This is a genomic window from Pseudoalteromonas sp. KAN5 (assembly GCF_022846535.1).
In the GTDB taxonomy this organism is placed as follows: domain Bacteria; phylum Pseudomonadota; class Gammaproteobacteria; order Enterobacterales; family Alteromonadaceae; genus Pseudoalteromonas; species Pseudoalteromonas haloplanktis.
The window spans coordinates 3647801-3665259 of the sequence record NZ_AP025589.1; the positions used below are offsets into that span (position 1 = coordinate 3647801).

15 protein-coding genes are annotated in these 17459 nt (G+C 42.1%); 8 read left to right on the forward strand and 7 right to left on the reverse strand.

All coding sequences use genetic code 11. The features are described from left to right. The 3 genes from KAN5_RS16220 to KAN5_RS16230 are packed head-to-tail and all read right to left on the reverse strand — an operon-like array spanning nucleotide 1 to nucleotide 3996. Entirely contained in the window at nucleotides 1-1965 is a 1965-nt protein-coding gene (locus KAN5_RS16220) for an LTA synthase family protein (RefSeq protein WP_244390115.1), read from the reverse strand. Next, nucleotides 1956-2330, reverse strand: coding sequence for a diacylglycerol kinase (locus tag KAN5_RS16225; protein WP_016709589.1), 375 nt, complete (start codon nucleotides 2328-2330; stop codon nucleotides 1956-1958). The genes KAN5_RS16220 and KAN5_RS16225 overlap by 10 nt, the downstream gene beginning before the upstream one ends. Beyond that, nucleotides 2323-3996 (reverse strand): phosphoethanolamine--lipid A transferase, encoded by a 1674-nt coding sequence (locus KAN5_RS16230; RefSeq protein WP_244390116.1) that lies wholly within the window; start codon nucleotides 3994-3996, stop codon nucleotides 2323-2325. The genes KAN5_RS16225 and KAN5_RS16230 overlap by 8 nt, the downstream gene beginning before the upstream one ends. A 551-nt stretch (nucleotides 3997-4547) precedes the next feature. On the opposite strand from KAN5_RS16230, the gene ilvG reads away from it, so the two are divergent. The 7 genes from ilvG to can all read left to right on the forward strand — a co-directional run bounded on the left by ilvG (nucleotide 4548) and on the right by can (nucleotide 13065). Continuing rightward, nucleotides 4548-6197 carry an acetolactate synthase 2 catalytic subunit gene (gene ilvG / locus KAN5_RS16235; RefSeq protein ID WP_016709587.1) on the forward strand — a complete coding sequence of 550 codons (1650 nt, stop codon included), beginning with the start codon at nucleotides 4548-4550 and terminating at the stop codon, nucleotides 6195-6197. Beyond that, nucleotides 6194-6439, forward strand: a complete 246-nt coding sequence (gene ilvM, locus KAN5_RS16240) for an acetolactate synthase 2 small subunit (RefSeq protein WP_016709586.1) — start codon at nucleotides 6194-6196, stop codon at nucleotides 6437-6439. The genes ilvG and ilvM overlap by 4 nt, the downstream gene beginning before the upstream one ends. Nucleotides 6440-6549: 110 nt before the next feature. Continuing rightward, complete coding sequence (ilvD, locus tag KAN5_RS16245) at nucleotides 6550-8406, forward strand: dihydroxy-acid dehydratase (RefSeq protein WP_016709585.1); 1857 nt, start codon at nucleotides 6550-6552, stop codon at nucleotides 8404-8406. A gap of 2 nt (nucleotides 8407-8408) precedes the next feature. After that, nucleotides 8409-9959 (forward strand): threonine ammonia-lyase, biosynthetic, encoded by a 1551-nt coding sequence (gene ilvA / locus KAN5_RS16250; RefSeq protein ID WP_138555556.1) that lies wholly within the window; start codon nucleotides 8409-8411, stop codon nucleotides 9957-9959. A 208-nt stretch (nucleotides 9960-10167) separates the two neighbouring features. Beyond that, on the forward strand, nucleotides 10168-11178 hold the full coding sequence (locus KAN5_RS16255) for an ABC transporter substrate-binding protein (protein ID WP_050901597.1): 1011 nt from the start codon (nucleotides 10168-10170) through the stop codon (nucleotides 11176-11178). 31 nt (nucleotides 11179-11209) lie between these two features. Next, a complete protein-coding gene (locus tag KAN5_RS16260) occupies nucleotides 11210-12406 on the forward strand; it encodes a methyltransferase (RefSeq protein ID WP_244390117.1) in 1197 nt (398 codons plus the stop codon). Then, nucleotides 12403-13065, forward strand: coding sequence for a carbonate dehydratase (gene can / locus KAN5_RS16265; RefSeq protein WP_016709581.1), 663 nt, complete (start codon nucleotides 12403-12405; stop codon nucleotides 13063-13065). Before KAN5_RS16260 ends, can begins: the two co-directional genes overlap by 4 nt. A 66-nt stretch (nucleotides 13066-13131) precedes the next feature. Here can and KAN5_RS16270 read toward each other — a convergent pair whose 3' ends face one another. The 4 genes from KAN5_RS16270 to KAN5_RS16285 all read right to left on the reverse strand — a co-directional run bounded on the left by KAN5_RS16270 (nucleotide 13132) and on the right by KAN5_RS16285 (nucleotide 15321). After that, the gene (locus tag KAN5_RS16270; protein WP_244390118.1) at nucleotides 13132-13926 is read right to left on the reverse strand and encodes a helix-turn-helix transcriptional regulator; all 795 of its coding nucleotides are present in this window, start codon (nucleotides 13924-13926) and stop codon (nucleotides 13132-13134) included. A 13-nt stretch (nucleotides 13927-13939) separates the two neighbouring features. Next, nucleotides 13940-14725, reverse strand: a complete 786-nt coding sequence (map, locus tag KAN5_RS16275) for a type I methionyl aminopeptidase (protein ID WP_016709579.1) — start codon at nucleotides 14723-14725, stop codon at nucleotides 13940-13942. Next, the gene (locus KAN5_RS16280; protein WP_016709578.1) at nucleotides 14718-14924 is read right to left on the reverse strand and encodes a ParD-like family protein; all 207 of its coding nucleotides are present in this window, start codon (nucleotides 14922-14924) and stop codon (nucleotides 14718-14720) included. Before KAN5_RS16280 ends, map begins: the two co-directional genes overlap by 8 nt. Nucleotides 14925-15051: 127 nt before the next feature. Then, the gene (locus tag KAN5_RS16285) at nucleotides 15052-15321 is read right to left on the reverse strand and encodes an accessory factor UbiK family protein (RefSeq protein ID WP_016709577.1); all 270 of its coding nucleotides are present in this window, start codon (nucleotides 15319-15321) and stop codon (nucleotides 15052-15054) included. Nucleotides 15322-15433: 112 nt separating this feature from the next. On the opposite strand from KAN5_RS16285, the gene rep reads away from it, so the two are divergent. Beyond that, nucleotides 15434-17452 carry a DNA helicase Rep gene (gene rep / locus KAN5_RS16290; RefSeq protein WP_244390119.1) on the forward strand — a complete coding sequence of 673 codons (2019 nt, stop codon included), beginning with the start codon at nucleotides 15434-15436 and terminating at the stop codon, nucleotides 17450-17452. Nucleotides 17453-17459: the final 7 nt, after the last annotated feature.

Genomic DNA, 17459 nt, shown 5'->3' on the forward strand with positions numbered 1-17459 from the left:
TTAATGATACCAGCCTTTTTGATAGGCTAAGTTACCAAAGTTTGCATGAGCAAGAGCTTGTTTTACTAGTTGTTGATCATTACTAATGGGGACTAATTTACTCTCACTATAAAGATAAGACGTCGCGGGTTTGTGTGGTTGTAAAATAACCACTTTATTACCTTGAGGGTGATGCTTTGTTATATAGGCAAAGTTTTTATCATATTGCATCATCGCACGTTGTTCATTGTTGGCGATGGCTTGTGAAAGGTCGCGGCCTATCATTGGATGCTCACCACTGGCGCCAATTAACGACAATAACGTGGCTGGAATATCAAGCTGGCTGGCTAGCTGGTGATCGCGCTTTGCTGCAATACCTTTACCAAAGATCACCGCAGGGATACGAAAGTGGTCAATAGGCACTAAACTGGCGCCGGAAACCCGTGAATCGTGATCGGCAATGACTATAAATACAGTATCCTCCCAGTAGGTTGATTTTTTGGCTTTTTCAATAAATGTACCCAGTGCATAATCTGCGTATTTAGCGGCATTATTACGGGTTTGTTTGTCATTGTCGTAGAGTGAAATTTTATTATCAGGAAATTCATAAGGGCTATGATTTGAACTTGAGAACACTAAGCTGAAAAAAGGCTTACCTTGCTGTTGTAGCTTAGTCAGCTCTATATCTGCTTGTGTGTATAGATCTTCATCGGATGCACCCCATGAGCCATTAAAGTCAATGTTGGCAAAATCATCACTATCAACAATTTGCTCAAAACCATTGCCTAAAAAGAAGCTTTGCATGTTATCGAAGTGACTTTCACCGCCATAAATAAATTGGGTATGGTAGTTTTGCTTAGCAAGAAAATCAGCGATAGTAAAAAAGTCACGTTGTGATTTATCAAGTTTTACGACTGCACGTGAAGGGGTCGGCGTAAATCCGGTAATAACAGCCTCTATGCCTCGTACTGAGCGGGTGCCCGTTGCATATAAGTTATCAAATCCCCAACCTTGCTGGTAAAGTTTATCTATATTTGGAGTTAAAGGTAAGCCGCCTAACGTACCCACGTAACGTGCGCCTAAACTTTCTTGTAGTATGATCACTAAGTTTTTAGGTTTACCTTGGTACGCAGCTTGATGAAAAGTCTTTGTTGGTGCGTTGCTATTGTTAAAGTCAGCTTGTTGATTTTGCATGCTTTTACGTACTTCTGTGAGTAATTGCTCTTCTGCCATCGTGCCATAAAAGTCTTGACTGGATTGTTCATTACTGAGCTGTTTAATTGCAAAGGCCACGCTGTAAAGCGAATTGAGGCTCAGGTCATTAAGTAAGTGATCGGTCGAAAATGCCACCATAGCGGGATTTAAAGGGCGATGACCAATAGAGTTACGTGCGCCTAGAGTCGTTAAGCATAATAGTAAGATGACCACTATCGTATGCTTTAGTGTCGATAATTGAGCGCGGTTTTGCCATTGTGAAGCAAATATTATTGCAGCTGCTTTTATAGCTAATACCAGCAACAACAGTGAGCAGACTATCTCTGTTTTATAGCCTGAAAAAATCATCTTTGAGACTTCTTTAGGGTAAATTAAATACTCTATAAACAACCTATTAGGACGCAAATCATATTCATTAATGAAGGTTGGCGTTATCACTTCAAAAAAGACCAGTAGCGCGGTCATTAGTAACAGGTAGTACTTAATGATGTTGCGAGTCATGTATTGCTTACTCAGTGCTGAAGCGACAATAATAAGCAGTAAAGCAGGCATTAAAATATAACTTAAGGTTGCGATATCAACACGCAGTCCGCCAACAAAAATATTAAGCCAAGCATGAGAGCTAAATACGCGCTCACCTTGCCAAACACATAGGCCAAAGCGAGCTAAGGTTAGTGTTGTTAACGATAAGCCAAAAAATGTTAGTAATATCCAGTAGGGACCCAGCTTACTTGGTAGGTGATTTAGGTTAAGTTTCTGTGTTATGCCCATAAGATTGCCCACCAAATAAGTGTGCTGATCAGCATGGCAATAAACACACTGGCAGAGGCTATATCTTTTGCTAAACCTGATAACTCATGATGCTCAGTACCAATACGATCAACCACCACTTCAACGGCGGTATTCACTAACTCGGCAAATAATATAAACAACAAGCTGGCAATTAAAAGTAGCTTATTGCTGGTGGCTATCTCCTGCATCCAAGCAAACGCACCTAGCAATAGAAATAATGCGAGTTCTTGTTGAAATGCAGCTTCAAAGCGGGTCATCCACTTTAAGCCATTAAAAGTGTGGCGTAAGGTAAATATAAGGCGCATTAGTCCTTGGCGTTTGAGTACTGTTTTTGCATTATTCATGGTTGCTTACCGCTTTGTTATTAAGAGTGTTACAGGTGTTTAGCAAATCTAATTGGGCTTCATAGGTGCTGGTTTTAAGGCCAATAAAATTTGCCAAAGTGTGAAATAAAATATCGTGTGAATACGCTGGCTGTGAGTCGAGTGAACGTAAACAGTTTTGGCTGATGCGTTGGTTGTTTTTCCCTACCCAAATATACAAAGGCACGTGGGTTTGCTCTGCTGGCGCAAAGCTGTACGGGAAGCCGTGTAAGTAAGCGCCATTTTCGCCCAGTGATTCACCATGGTCTGAAACATAAATAAAGTTTTTATCAATACTGTTAGGGAGTTCGCTTAGTTGTTGTAAAACTTGGCTGTTGACGTAGTCACTGTAGGCAATGCTGTTGTCGTAGGTATTAACCAGTTGCTCGTTAGTGCAATTTTGAATATCACTACGATCGCAAGTAGGAGTAAATAGCCTAAAGTCATCAGGATAGCGCTGAAAGTAAGTCGGGCCATGAGAGCCCATCATATGCAATACAATCACAGTATTTGCTTGGCTCAAATTTGCTAGTTTACGTCTAAGTGGCGCGAGTAATGCTTCGTCATAGCAAGGTTGCTGGGTGCAAAGCGAATCATCAGGAGTGAGAGTGGTTATGCGGTTACAGACATTTTTACAACCACTGTTATTGTCTATCCATAGTACATCTACACCAGCCGTTGCGGCGATATCCAGTATGTTTTGTTGGTTATCTGCTTCACTTCGCGAAAAGTTCGTATGCTGTTGCTGCGAAAACATACAAGGCACAGACACTGCGGTTGCGGTGCCACACGAGGCGACATTATTCATGTATGTGACATTGAAGGGGCGAGTGTAACGGTTGGTGTCACGTGCATAACCTTGGTATGCAAAATTAGCAGCTCGAGCTGTTTCACCTACCACAATCACCGTGACTTGTGTTTGTGCTGGGGTAATAAGTGTTGGTGTGGAATCGAGTATTTTAAATGGCTCTTTTGTCACTAACCATTGATCACGCAGGTATTTGTAGCCACTGCTTAAATACTGAAATGGAATTAACTCTTTTTTTAAGAGCTGATTATTACGTCCTGTTGCTGCGTAGTCAGCATAAAAGCTCAATACAATCACTGCGATTAAAGCAAGGCAACCAAGTACCAACTTACTACGACTCAGCAGCTCTTGTGTAACAGGACTAAATCGCACATTTGTTTTAATCAAAATTAGTAACGGTAGAAGGGCAAATAAGGTAAAAAACAGCATAAATTGCGGGTTGAGATAACTGACGGCTTCTTGGCTATCGGTCTCAAAGGTGTTTTGGATCATTGAGTAATCAAATACCACACCGTAATTTAAGGTGCCGTATAAAGCGGCACAAGAACACAGTAATAAAATGTAACTAACGGGTTTGAGCAACCAGCGGCTCGATAGCAAAGAGAAAAAAATAATTAATAAGCACAGTAACAACAACGGTACTGACAGCAAAAACAACCAAGAGAAAGCTGGTAGGGTGGTAATGGCTGTAAAAGCACCTTGCATGAAAGGAATATTAATCACTAAGCAGTAGTAGCTTGCGAGTGCAATAATAAATACGTTGGCACTACAGGTAATGTAAAAACGTTTGTTAATACCCGTGCGGAGAAATTGACTGACGACCATAAATTCACAACTCATATATAATTCAATGGCGAGATGGTAGAAGCCAATACTTAAGAAATACTGAGGAGTAACTGGGCATTTCCTGAGTGAAACGATTTAAAAAGAATAATTTAATTACGAGTTCGTCAAAAATTAATCAAACCGCTATTTGGTTATAAGGAGGTATGAAATATCAAATGTTTCGCATATGAGAAAAATTAATCTATTTATGTGTCTATGTTGGATTTTTATGCCTTTAAAGGTCGGTGTTTACATGAATATTGGATTGATTTTAAGGTTGACTTAACCCTCCCATCGCGGTACTAATAGAAAAAGACGGCGGGGAGGTAAAAGTTCCTCGTGCGAACAAACAAATTTTGGTATCGATTACATGCTTATAAATGCACTAAACCTAGTCCTAATTAACGTCGTGGTAATTATTATTACCGCGGGGGCTTGTTAGTGCTTTAAAAAAGAGAAGCATTGAAAAAGCCCCCCGCACTTAACAGTCCGGGGGGCTTTTTAGTTTCAGGGTTTAGAATGGGTAATTAAGTTTAGACATGTCACTGAGGAATGAGGATTTATTAATGACAGGCGCAGAGTTAACAATTGATTTATTAGCCAAACACGGCGTAAATGAAGTTTTTGGCTACCCAGGTGGAGCCATAATGCCAATTTACGATGCGCTGTATGGCGCGCCGGTTAAGCATTACCTTACTCGTCATGAACAAGGTGCAGGATTTGCGGCGGTTGGTTTTGCGCGTAGCACGGGTAAACTTGGGGTCTGTTTTGCAACTTCAGGGCCTGGTGCAACTAACTTAATCACTGCGCTTGCTGATGCGATGATGGATTCAGTGCCATTACTAGCAATCACTGGGCAAGTACCTACTGCAGCAATCGGCTCTGATGCGTTTCAAGAAATCGATGTATTGGGTATGTCATTGTCGTGTACTAAACACAGCTATATGGTTGAGCGCCCTGAAGATTTAGCTGAAATATTACAAGAAGCCATGCACTTAGCACAATCAGGCCGTCCAGGCCCTGTATTGGTTGATATCCCAAAAGACATTCAAATGGCGCAAGTCCCCTTTCACCCTTGGCTGGCAGGAGATGATTACTTACCCGAGTTAGATTCAAATCAAGTGGCGATAGCCAACCAATTACTTAGTGAAGCGAAGCGCCCAGTTGCTTACGTAGGTGGTGGCGTACAGGCGGCAGATGCGCAAAAGCAGTTAATGCAGTTTTTAGAAAAAACTCACATGCCAGCAGTATCAACACTAAAAGCCTTAGGTAGTGTATTGCCTGATTACGAATTTAATTTAGGTATGTTAGGGATGCACGGCGGACAAGCCGCAAATTTAGCAGTACAAGAGTGCGATGTATTAGTATGTATCGGTGCACGCTTTGATGATCGGGTAACGGGTAACTTAAGTAAGTTTGCAGCCAAAGCAAAAGTAATCCATTTAGATATAGATGCAGCAGAAGTCGGTAAACGTAAACCTGCTAAAGCGTCGTTAATTGCGGATTTAAAAACCTCATTGCCACAGCTTTCGTGTTTTGTTACTGAGCAGGCGTGGTTAGATCACACTAAAGCAATGATGGAACAACATGCGTGGCGCTATGACTACCCGGGTGAAAAAGTATTTGCCCCATATTTATTAAATCAACTTAGTCAACGTATGCCAAGTAATGGTGTTGTTTGCTGTGATGTAGGTCAGCATCAAATGTGGGTGGCACAGCACATGAAGTTTAGTCACCCAAGTAACCACTTAAGCAGTGGTGGAGCCGGCACGATGGGCTTTGGCCTACCAGCAGCAATTGGCGCACAGGTAGCACGCCCTAATGATTTTGTGATCACCGTTTCAGGTGATGGTTCAATCATGATGAACATTCAAGAGTTAGCAACGATACGCCGTAACAATTTACCGGTAAAAATATTAATTTTAGATAACCAACGTTTAGGTATGGTTCGCCAGTGGCAAGAGTTGTTTTTTGAAGGGCGTTATTCTGAAACTGATTTATCAGATAACCCCGATTTTGTGCAGTTAGCAGCTGTATTTGGTATTCCGGGACAAACTATTACCCGTGCTGATCAAGTCGATGATGCGATCGCAGCATTAGTAAACAGTGATGGTCCTTATATAGTGCATGCCTGTATTGACGATAAAGAAAATGTCTGGCCGTTAGTACCGCCAGGTGCAGCCAACGATGAAATGATGACGGAGAGTGCAAAATGAAACACAGTTTAACAGTCGCCTTAAAAAACCAGAGTGTTGCCGTTGAGCGCTTTTTACGCGTAGTTCGCCATCGTGGTTTTGATTTAACCCATTTTCAGCTCAATATGGATGATGGTCACTATCACGTAGCGATGACAGTCGATAGTGATAAACCTATCTATCTTTTAACGACACAACTGAATAAGCTAGTAGACGTAAAGCATGTAACGTTACAAAATAATTTACAGCAGCAAGCCGTTTAAGCAGCTGCTCAACATAATCAACAGGGCTGTGGGTTTTTCCTACAGCAATAAAATTTTAAGAATGAGGATGTCAGCAACTGATAAAGGTGCTGCAAAACACTGAGGTAACTATGGCTAAATTAAGAAGTGCAACAACAACAGAAGGTCGAAAGCGCGCAGGCGCACGTGCATTATGGCGTGCAACAGGAATGACAGATACTGATTTTGGTAAACCAATTATTGCAGTTGTAAACTCGTTCACGCAATTTGTACCTGGTCATGTTCATCTTAATCAACTCAGTGAATTAATGGCCGAAACCATTACCCAAGCTGGTGGTGTACCAAAAGAATTTAATACTATTGCCATTGATGATGGCATTGCAATGGGTCACGGCGGCATGTTGTACTCATTGCCATCGCGCGACTTAATCGCGGACTCGGTTGAATACATGGTTAATGGCCACTGTGCCGATGCGATGATCTGTATTTCTAACTGCGACAAAATCACCCCAGGGATGATGCTTGCCGCACTGCGTTTAAATATTCCCGTTATTTTTGTATCGGGTGGTCCGATGGAGGCTGGTAAAACTAAGCTTGCTAATATCGATATTAAACTTGATTTAGTTGATGCCATGGTCAAAGGCGCCGATACCTCAGTGAGTGATGCCGACTCAGAGCAGGTTGAGCGTTCTGCATGTCCTACATGTGGCTCATGCTCAGGTATGTTTACCGCTAACTCAATGAACTGTCTATTAGAAGCGATAGGTTTGGCCTTGCCGGGTAATGGTACTACCCTTGCTACTCATAAAGACCGTAAACAACTGTATGTTGAAGCGGGTGCACGTATTGTTGATCTTTGCCGTGAGTATTATCAAAAAGATAATCAAGATGTATTGCCTCGTGCCATTGCTAACAAAACAGCGTTTATGAACTCAATGGTGGTCGATATTGCAATGGGTGGTTCATCAAATACCGTATTGCATTTGTTGGCGGCCGCGCAAGAAGCCGGTGTTGATTTTGATATGTCGCACATCGATGAGTTATCTCGTAAAACCCCATTTTTATGTAAAGTTGCTCCTGCAACCGCGCAATATCATATTGAAGATGTACACCGTGCTGGTGGCATGATGGCAATAATACGGGAGCTGGGTAAAGCAGGCTTAGTTGATTTATCTGTAAATCATGTGGCCGGTATGACCATGGCTGAGTTGGTTAAAAAATGGGATGCAACGGATCCTAATAATGAAGCCGCGCAAAAGTTCTACCGTGCTGGCCCTGCAGGTATTCGTACCACAAAAGCAATGAGCCAAGAATGTCGCTGGGATGAGGGCGATAATGACCGTGAAAATGGTTGTATTCGCAGTGTTGAGCACGCATTCCGTCAAGATGGTGGCTTAGCGGTACTATCAGGTAACTTAGCTGTGGATGGCTGTATCGTAAAAAGTGCTGGTGTAGTTGATGAAATGCTGCATTTTGAAGGCACCGCTGTGGTATATGAATCACAAGATGATTCAGTAGAAGGCATTTTGAATGATGAAGTGAAAGCCGGTGACGTTGTCGTTATTCGTTATGAAGGTCCAAAAGGTGGCCCTGGTATGCAAGAAATGCTTTACCCAACCAGTTACTTAAAATCAAAAGGTTTGGCTGAAAAATGCGCCTTGATCACTGATGGCCGTTTCTCTGGTGGTACATCTGGTTTATCAATTGGTCACGTGTCACCAGAAGCCGCCAGTGGTGGTGCGATTGCGTACGTTGAAAATGGCGATAAAATTATTATCGACATTGCGACTCGTGAAATCACCTTAGCGTTAACAGATGAAGAACTTGAAGCACGTAAGCAAAAACAACTTGCTCGTGGTAAGCAGGCATATAAGCCGCTTAATCGTGATCGTTATGTATCTTCTGCGTTAAAAGCGTATGCGCTACTTGCAACCAGTGCCGATAAAGGCGCGGTTCGTGATTTAGCCAAACTGGAGGAGCTTAGCTAATTATGGTTTCTCAAGAGCTCGATTATTTTCGCGCTATTATCCAAGCTAATATGGAACCACTGGCAAAAGTGACTGAGGTTAGCGAAATGGCTGAACTCAGTGCTCGCCTTGGTAATCAAGTATGGCTAAAGCGAGAAGATCAACAACCCGTTTATTCATTTAAACTACGTGGTGCATATAACAAACTAGCAAAATTACCTAAGGGCTCGGTGGTGATCACCGCATCTGCGGGTAATCATGCACAAGGTGTGGCGCTTAGTGCGTCACATCTGGGCCATCAAGCAACCATTGTGATGCCAGTCACGACTCCTGAGATCAAAGTTAACGCTGTGCGTGCGTTAGGTGGTGAAGTTGTATTACATGGCCATCATTTTGATGCTGCTAAAGCGCATGCGCTAGCTCTTACAGAGCAGCGTAATGGCGTATTTGTTCCGCCGTTTGACGATCCTGATGTAATTGTAGGCCAAGGTACTGTTGCTCGTGAATTAATGCAGCAGCTTAATCAACTTGATGCGGTGTTTATTCCTGTTGGCGGCGGTGGCTTGCTGGCTGGTATGGCTGTGTATATCAAATCTTTACGGCCTGATATTAAAGTGATTGGCGTTGAAGCCGACGAAAGTGCTTGTTTACAAGCGGCTCTAGAAGCGGGTAAGCCTGTTGAACTCGAACGAGTTGGCAGTTTTGCCGACGGGGTAGCGGTAAAAATTATCGGTGAAGAAACTTTTCGTTTAGCGCAAAAGTTTTGTGATGAAGTGGTGACTGTCACGGGCGATGAGATCTGCGCTGCAATGCAAGATATTTTTGTCTCAACCCGTGCTATCGCAGAGCCATCCGGTGCACTTGCAACTGCAGGGCTGAAAAAGTGGAGCCAACAAACCGGTCATAAAGGCCTGCATTTGGCGGCTATACTATCAGGCGCAAATTTAAATTTTGATCGCCTGCGTTATGTAGCTGAACGTACTGCACTGGGGGAGAAAAACGAAGCATTATTTGCAGTGACCATTAATGAAGAGAAAGGCAGCTTTAAACAGTTTTGTGCCTCATTAGGCGGCCGTGCAATTACTGAGTTTAACTACCGTTATGCTGGTCCCGGTGAAGCACAAATTTTTGTGGGTATTGCCTTGCGTCAAGGCCAGCAAGAATTAGATGAGTTGAAAGCGGATTTGACTACCAATGGCTATCAATTTTGTGACTTATCAGATAACGAACTGGCTAAGTTACATGTACGATATATGGTTGGTGGTAAAGCGCCAGAGCAGCTCCATGAGCGCTTATTACGCTTTGAGTTTCCTGAATATCCAGGTGCATTAGCGCGCTTTTTAGATACGTTAGGCAGCAATTGGAATATTACGCTGTTTCATTATCGCAACCATGGTGGGTCTATGGGTAATGTATTAGCCGGTTTTGCTATTGAGCCAACTCAATATGAGGTATTTAACGAGCATCTAAACCGTTTGGGTTACAGTGTACAAGATGAAACACAAAACCCGTGTTTTACCCAGTTTTTAACAACTCAAGCACCTATAGATAGAGCTAAAGCCGCTAATAATTAAATAGATTGCCAAACTAGCCTAAGATACGAATTCAGCATTTTGCGCTAGTTTGGCTATAAGTACCTAAATTGAATTGTTTTTTCAATCCAGTTGATATGCAAAAGGCTTGGGTTAATCGAATATTTTATCTATAGTTAGGTTAATATAATTAAACTAATTAGAGCATGCTTTGCTATTTAAAGGACTGAAATTTAAGTTATCCGCTGCATTGATTATTTTTTGCGGACAAAGCAGTGCAACGACTGATATCACTTTACAACTAAAGTGGACCCATCAATTTCAATTTGCTGGTTATTATATGGCCCAGCAACAAGGCTTTTACCAAGCAGCTGGGTTAAATGTAACAATTTTACCTGCCGATCCTGATAACCCAGATACTTTTTCTAATGTGCTGTCAGGCCAAGCACAGTTTGGTGTGGCGCATTCGGGTATTTTACAGCAGCGTATTGCGGGTAAACCGCTAGTAGCAATGGCGGCTATATTACAGTTTTCGCCTTATTGTTGGATGGTAAAAAAAAGCTCTGATATTTTTCATCCTCGAGACTTTGCTGATAAACGTATTAGTAGTATTAGCCGTAAAGAAAATGCTGAATTACTGGTGATGTTAGAACGCAGTGGTATCCAAACAGATGATTTACCAGCTTATGCAGGGGATAGCAGTAGTGAAGATTGGTTAGCAGGCGCCATTGATGCGATGCAAGTATATGTGACGAATGAACCGTATACGATGCGTGAGCAAGGTATAGATCATAGGCTTATTTGTCCGCAGAAATATGGCATTAATGTTTACAGTGACATTCTTTACACGACTGAAAATATGCTCAGGCAGCACCCACAAGAGGTAGAGGCTTTCTATCAAGCCAGTTTAAAGGGATGGCGCTATGCCATGATGCATATGGATGAAGCAATTGCATTAACCCAGCATCAATACGCACCTGATAGAAGTTTTGCTCAACTCGCTTATGAAGCTGAAGTGTTGAGTGATTATATTTTACCTGCAGGGACGAACCTAGGCGCAATGTCGATCGCGAAATGGCGTTTGATTGCTGACTTATACGCAATAGAGCAAAGCGCTTTTAATCAAGCGCAAGATGGCTTTATTTATCAGTATGCTGAGCCCGAAAAAATTAATATGTCTTGGATGCTAATAGCCGCAATTATAATTAGTTTGTTATCCATTCCACTTTATTTACGCTTGATGCTAAGAAAAAGCGTATAATGCTTAAACGAATAAACCATCACAAAATCACATGAACCTTGCTGAGCAGTTTACAGCCTTAGATAATTTATTACACGACACTCGCCAATATTGGCAATGCACCGCGTTCGATTTTGATCAATTGCCATGGCCTGAACTAGAGCAAGCCTTGACGGCTTTGGATGATCAACAGGTTGCAGATCTCGATAGTGATCAGCCTGCACTGTATCAATTTATTAGCCCGTATGTTCCCGTCATTAACGATTTAGCTGCGTTGTGTGAGCTACCTCAAGCCTTAGTGACTCGCACCGAGTATCCATTTTGGATCAGCAATGGTATTAAGGGTCGCAAATTCACGCAGCTGCAAGACTTTGTTGCTTCACTCGGGCAAGCTCCTACTTTACCTGTTCTAGAATGGTGCGCAGGGAAAGGTCATTTAGGGCGTATGTTGGCCTATAATCAAGCACCAGAAGTTCACAGTATAGAACTACAACAGCATTTATGTGAGCAAGGTCAGCACAGTGCCCAGCAACAAGGGCTGGCTATGCGCTTTAGCCAAGCTGATGTGCTGGTTGATGAAGTTACAGGGTATTTTAAGCCGCGCCAACATGCGGTAGCACTGCATGCATGCGGGGCATTACATCAAACCTTTATGAATTGTGCCGTAAGCGCGCAAACACAAAAAATTAGCTTGTCGCCGTGTTGTTATCATTTATTTACCGACAATGATTATCAAGCAATGAGCGAGCTTGCTCGTCTTAGTAAGCTAAAGTTAACTCACCGTGATTTAAAGTTAGCCTTGCAAGAGACCGTAACGGCGCCCTCACGGGTTGATAAAATACGTAGAACCGAAGTGCAGTGGCGGTTAGGTTTTGATGCCCTTAGAAAGACACTGACTGGGGAGCAGCATTACGTTAGAGTGCCTTCAGTTAACAAGGCGATTTTTTCAGATTCATTTAAAGCTTTTTGTGCATGGGCTGCAAACAAAAAATCATTGAGTTTACCGCAATACATTGATTATGATTACTTTTTGGCTAAAGGGGAAATGCGCAAAAAAGTAACTGAGCGTATTGAACTGGTCCGTCATGTGTTTAGAAGGGCAATTGAAGTTTGGCTTGTGCTCGATCGTGCTTTATATTTGCAACAACAAGGTTATCAAGTCACTGTGCAGACGTTTTGCGAAAAACACTTAACGCCGCGCAATATTTTGATTCAAGCCACCGTCAAAGATAGAAAAGAGATGTCATGAGAAAGTTAAAAAATTTATTCGAAAATAATAAACGTTGGGCTGAACGCACGTGTAAAGATGATCCAGAATTTTTTAAAATTCTGTCAATGCAACAAAATCCAGAGTACTTGTGGATTGGTTGTTCAGACTCTCGGGTACCTGCCAATGAAATTGTTGATTTAATGCCTGGTGAGTTATTTGTTCATCGTAATGTAGCTAATGTAGTGGTGCATACCGACCACAACTGTTTGTCAGTGATGCAGTACGCTGTTGAAGTGCTAAAGGTAAAGCACATTATGGTGGTAGGTCACTATGGCTGTGGCGGCGTGCAGGCGGTGCTTAACGATGCTAAGTTTGGTTTAATTGATAACTGGCTACGTCATGTCGGTGATGTAAAAGAAAAATACATTGCAAAAATAGATGCTCTAGCTGAGAAAGACCGCCTTAATAGCTTGATTGAACTTAATGTTATTGAGCAAGTGCGCAATGTTTGCCGTACTAATATTGTTCAAGAAGCTTGGTTGCGAGGCCAAGATCTGACCATTCATGGTTGGGTTTATGGTTTAGCGAATGGTCACTTAAATGATTTAGAGTCCGTTGTGACCTGTGCCGATGAAGTAACTGATACTTATAAAAGTGCGGCATTGAAAGTATTTGATCGCTACGTTGGAGCGCTGTAGCGCCATTGCTTTGTTAGCAAGCAAGCTAGCTATATATGCTAGCTTGCTAGGCAAGTAAATTCAGCACTATTTTGATGCTTTTCGCTTACGATATTGCAGGGGTGTTTCAAAAGTAAAACTGTGAAAGGCGTGACAAAAGTGAGCGTGATCATAGTAACCACATTGTAATGCAATATCAGTCATTGATATTTGGCTATCAGCGAGTAAGGTACGTGCGCTTTTGAGGCGATAAAACTGCTGTAATTGAGCTGGACTCACCCCCGCTTCTTTTTTTAAACGACGTTCAAGTGTTCGCCGAGTAAGCCCTAGTTGCTTACTTACAACGGTTGCGCAGTCATTAAGTTGTACCAGTTGCTTAATGACTTTTAGGGTGTTGTTGGCAACCAACTGCTTACTCATTGCTTGGGTTAGTAACCATTGTTCAAGAAAGAACAGTTGGCTTGTCAATGGGCTATTTTGCATTTTCTCAACACAGGCTAGTAAACTGCTATACCAGCTTGGCGTAAAATCGTGGCCTAGTAAGTAATCTTTTTCAGCTAGTTCGTGTAAGGATATTCCTAATAAGTGATATGCGCCGCAAGGTGCGAAGCGAACGCTTAGTAAAGAATCTAAAGTACTGAAGGTTTTAGCCTGAGTATGACGATTAAATGCGAATGTAATTACAGGCGTGGTAAGGCTTAAATCAATTGTTAGACTTGCACCTGCATCAGGGTAGCGTTTTTCTTTAAATAACTGCGCTGTTTGCGTATTTTTAAAGCCTATTTTCCAATAGCATTGCACCCAATCAGCTAAGCGCTGATCGGGTGCAAATGTTTGAAAGTTTAAATGAGGTAATGGATCATTTAACAATAAAATGGCCATATATTTAGCCTGCTTACTTAGTGCTTATCGTGTTTTCTTCGGCGCGTAAGGTGAGCACTTCATAGCCATCTGCGGTGACGGCAATCGTATGCTCCCACTGAGCAGAGAGCTTTTTATCGCGAGTAACGACAGTCCAACCATCGGGTTTGGTTTTTATTTTTGCCGCACCTTGGTTGATCATAGGTTCAATGGTAAAGGTCATGCCCTCTTTTAGTTGCACGCCAGTATTGCGCTTACCATAGTGCAAAACTTGTGGCTCTTCATGCATTTGCTCGCCGATACCATGGCCACAATATTCACGGACTACGCTATAACCATTACTATGAGCAAAGTTTGCGATGGCATTGCCAATATCGCCTAGCCTAATTCCAGGTTTAACCATCTTGATACCTTGCCACATCGCTTCATAAGTTTTATCAACCAAGCGCTTTGCCAGCGGGGATACTTCACCAAGCATATACATTTTGCTGGAATCGGCAATGTAACCGTTTTTTTCAAGCGTAATATCAATATTGACTATATCACCAGACTTTAATACTCGTTTAGGATCTGGAAAACCATGGCACACCACTTCATTAACCGAACTGTTTAATACATAAGGGTAATCGTATTGACCTTTACTTGCTGGGCGCGAGGCAAGGTCGTCGACAATATAGCGTTCCACTAAATCATTAATTTCCATGGTGGTGATCCCAGGGATCACTAAGGGATCTAAGTAAGCAAATACCTTGGCAAGTAAACGGCCCGACTCTCGCATAAGCGCTATTTGCTCAGGGGTTTTAATAATTATGTCACTCATGTCTGGACTCCCCAGTACTAACATCAGCTTGCGCAAGTTGTTGCTTGATAATTTCAGCATAGGTCATGGTTGGGTTTAATTCGGCTAACATACCGATTTTTATCCAGTATTCAGATTGTGAGTTGATTGAACGCACCATAGTGGTACTGGCTTTGCGTATTTCTTCGTGGAGTTGGTCGCTAATTTTTACGATACCCATAACACTGCCTGTATATAAAACGTATATGAATCGTATATATATGTGCCTGTGATTGCAAGTTTACTGTTTTATAGGTAATAAAAAAGCAGCTAATGTAGCTGCTTTATAATGATCTGTTTGTAATCACTTATTGTGCATCATCGCTATTTTTAGCAACCAATTGTTGCTCAAGTAGCGCGACTTTAGCTTCAAGCTCAGTGAGTTTTTCACGGGTGCGGATCAATACTTGGCTTTGTACATCAAACTCTTCGCGGCTGACGAAATCCATCTCAGCAAGTTTGTTTTGAATGGCCTGTTTGGTTTTTGCTTCAAAGGTATCGGCAAGGTTTTTAACACCTTGTGGCATATTACTTGAAATCTGTTTGGCAATTTCTTCAATTTTTGCTGGGTTGATCATGTTCTTCCCTCACTGTCACTAAAATGATAATAGCTAATATTACCTTATTGGCTAGGCGTATTGTAGTGATTACGTTAAAATTGCCCGTCTTTATGCAATCTCTTTGGTCAATATGAAACTCAATCCTAAACAAGATGAAGCGGTAAAATACATTAGTGGGCCATGCTTAGTATTGGCTGGAGCGGGATCTGGAAAAACTCGTGTAATTACTAATAAAATCGCTTATTTAGTGCAAAAATGTGAGTACCAAGCGCGAAATATTGCAGCTGTGACCTTTACTAACAAAGCGGCTAAAGAGATGCGTGAGCGGGTGATGCAAACGTTAGGTAAGCAAGAATCAAAAGGTTTATGGGTTTCAACTTTTCATACCTTAGGGCTTGAGATCATTAAAAAAGAACTTACAACGCTGGGCTTTAAACCGGGTTTTTCGTTATTTGATGATCAAGACACCAATCAGTTATTAGGTGACTTAACTGAAGAAGAATTAAAGAAAGACAAAGATCTACTCAATCTACTGAAAATGCAAATAGGCAGTTGGAAGAACGAATTAATTCTACCAGAGCAAGCCATTCGTGAGGCCCGTGAACCACAAAAAGCTTTATTTGCGCAATTATATGCTCGTTATCAAATTCAGCTACGTGCTTACAATGCACTCGATTTTGATGATTTGATCATGATCCCGACTATTTTACTCACCACCAATGCTCCCTCTCGCGAGCGTTGGCAGCAGCGGTTTCGCTATTTACTGGTGGATGAATATCAAGATACCAATACCAGCCAATATCAATTAGTTAAGTTGCTTGTAGGTGAACGCGCTCGCTTTACTGTGGTAGGCGATGACGACCAATCAATTTATTCATGGCGTGGGGCACGACCGCAAAACTTAGTGTTGTTGAGTAAGGATTTTCCGGGCTTACGATTGATTAAGCTTGAGCAAAACTACCGCAGTGCTGGGCGAATTCTAAAAGCAGCCAATATTTTGATCGCCAACAACCCCCATGAGTTTGAGAAAAAGCTATTTAGTGAACTCGGTTATGGCGAGCCGATCAAAGTGATTGGCTGTCGTGATGAAGAACACGAATCAGAGCGTGTGGTTGCAGAGATCATCTCGCATAAGTTTATGAAGCGCACTAGCTATAAAGACTACGCTATTTTGTACCGTGGTAATCATCAAGCCCGAGGCTTTGAAAAATCACTAATGAGCAACCGTATTCCGTATAAAATTAGTGGTGGTACCTCGTTTTTCTCTCGTTCTGAAATCAAAGACATCATGGCGTATTTACGCTTACTAGTGAATCAAGATGACGATAATGCGTTTTTACGTATCGTAAATACGCCGCGCCGTGAGATTGGCACAGTGACGCTTGAAAAACTGGGAACCTTGGCGAATGAAAAACATGCTAGTTTATTTGCCACCTGTTTTGATAATGACTTAGGCTATCGCTTAAAAGGGCGAGGGTTAAATTCGCTAGCGGGCTTTGCTCGCTGGGTGGTTGAACTGTCGGACAATGCAGTGCGTGGTGATACGCTTGAAGCCGTCAAAGATTTAGTAAGACAAATCAATTATGAAGCATACTTGTACGAATCATCGCCCAGCGCTAAAGCAGCCGAAATGCGGATGAAAAATGTTTCAGAGTTATATCGCTGGATCACTGATATGCTCACAGGAGATGCGGATAATCCACCGCTGACGCTAGCGGAAGTGGTTAGTAAGTTAACCCTACGTGACATGCTAGAGCGCAATGAAGAAGAAGACGAAAGCGATGCAGTACAATTACTTACCTTACATGCATCAAAAGGTTTAGAATATCCTTATGTGTTTATGGTGGGTATGGAAGAAGGGTTATTGCCACATCAGGTCAGTATTGATGAAGATAACGTTGATGAAGAGCGCCGCTTAGCCTATGTAGGCATTACCCGCGCGCAGCAAGAGCTGACCATGACCTATGCGAAAATTCGTCGCCAATTTGGCGAAACATCGCAAACCGAGTTGAGCCGGTTTGTCCAAGAATTACCCCAAGATGATTTGGCCTTTGAAAATAAAAAAGCACCGAATACCCAAGCCGAGCGAATGGAAAAAGGTCAAGCTAGAGTTGCTAATTTACGCGCGATGTTGAAAAAGCCAGAGTAACTGAATT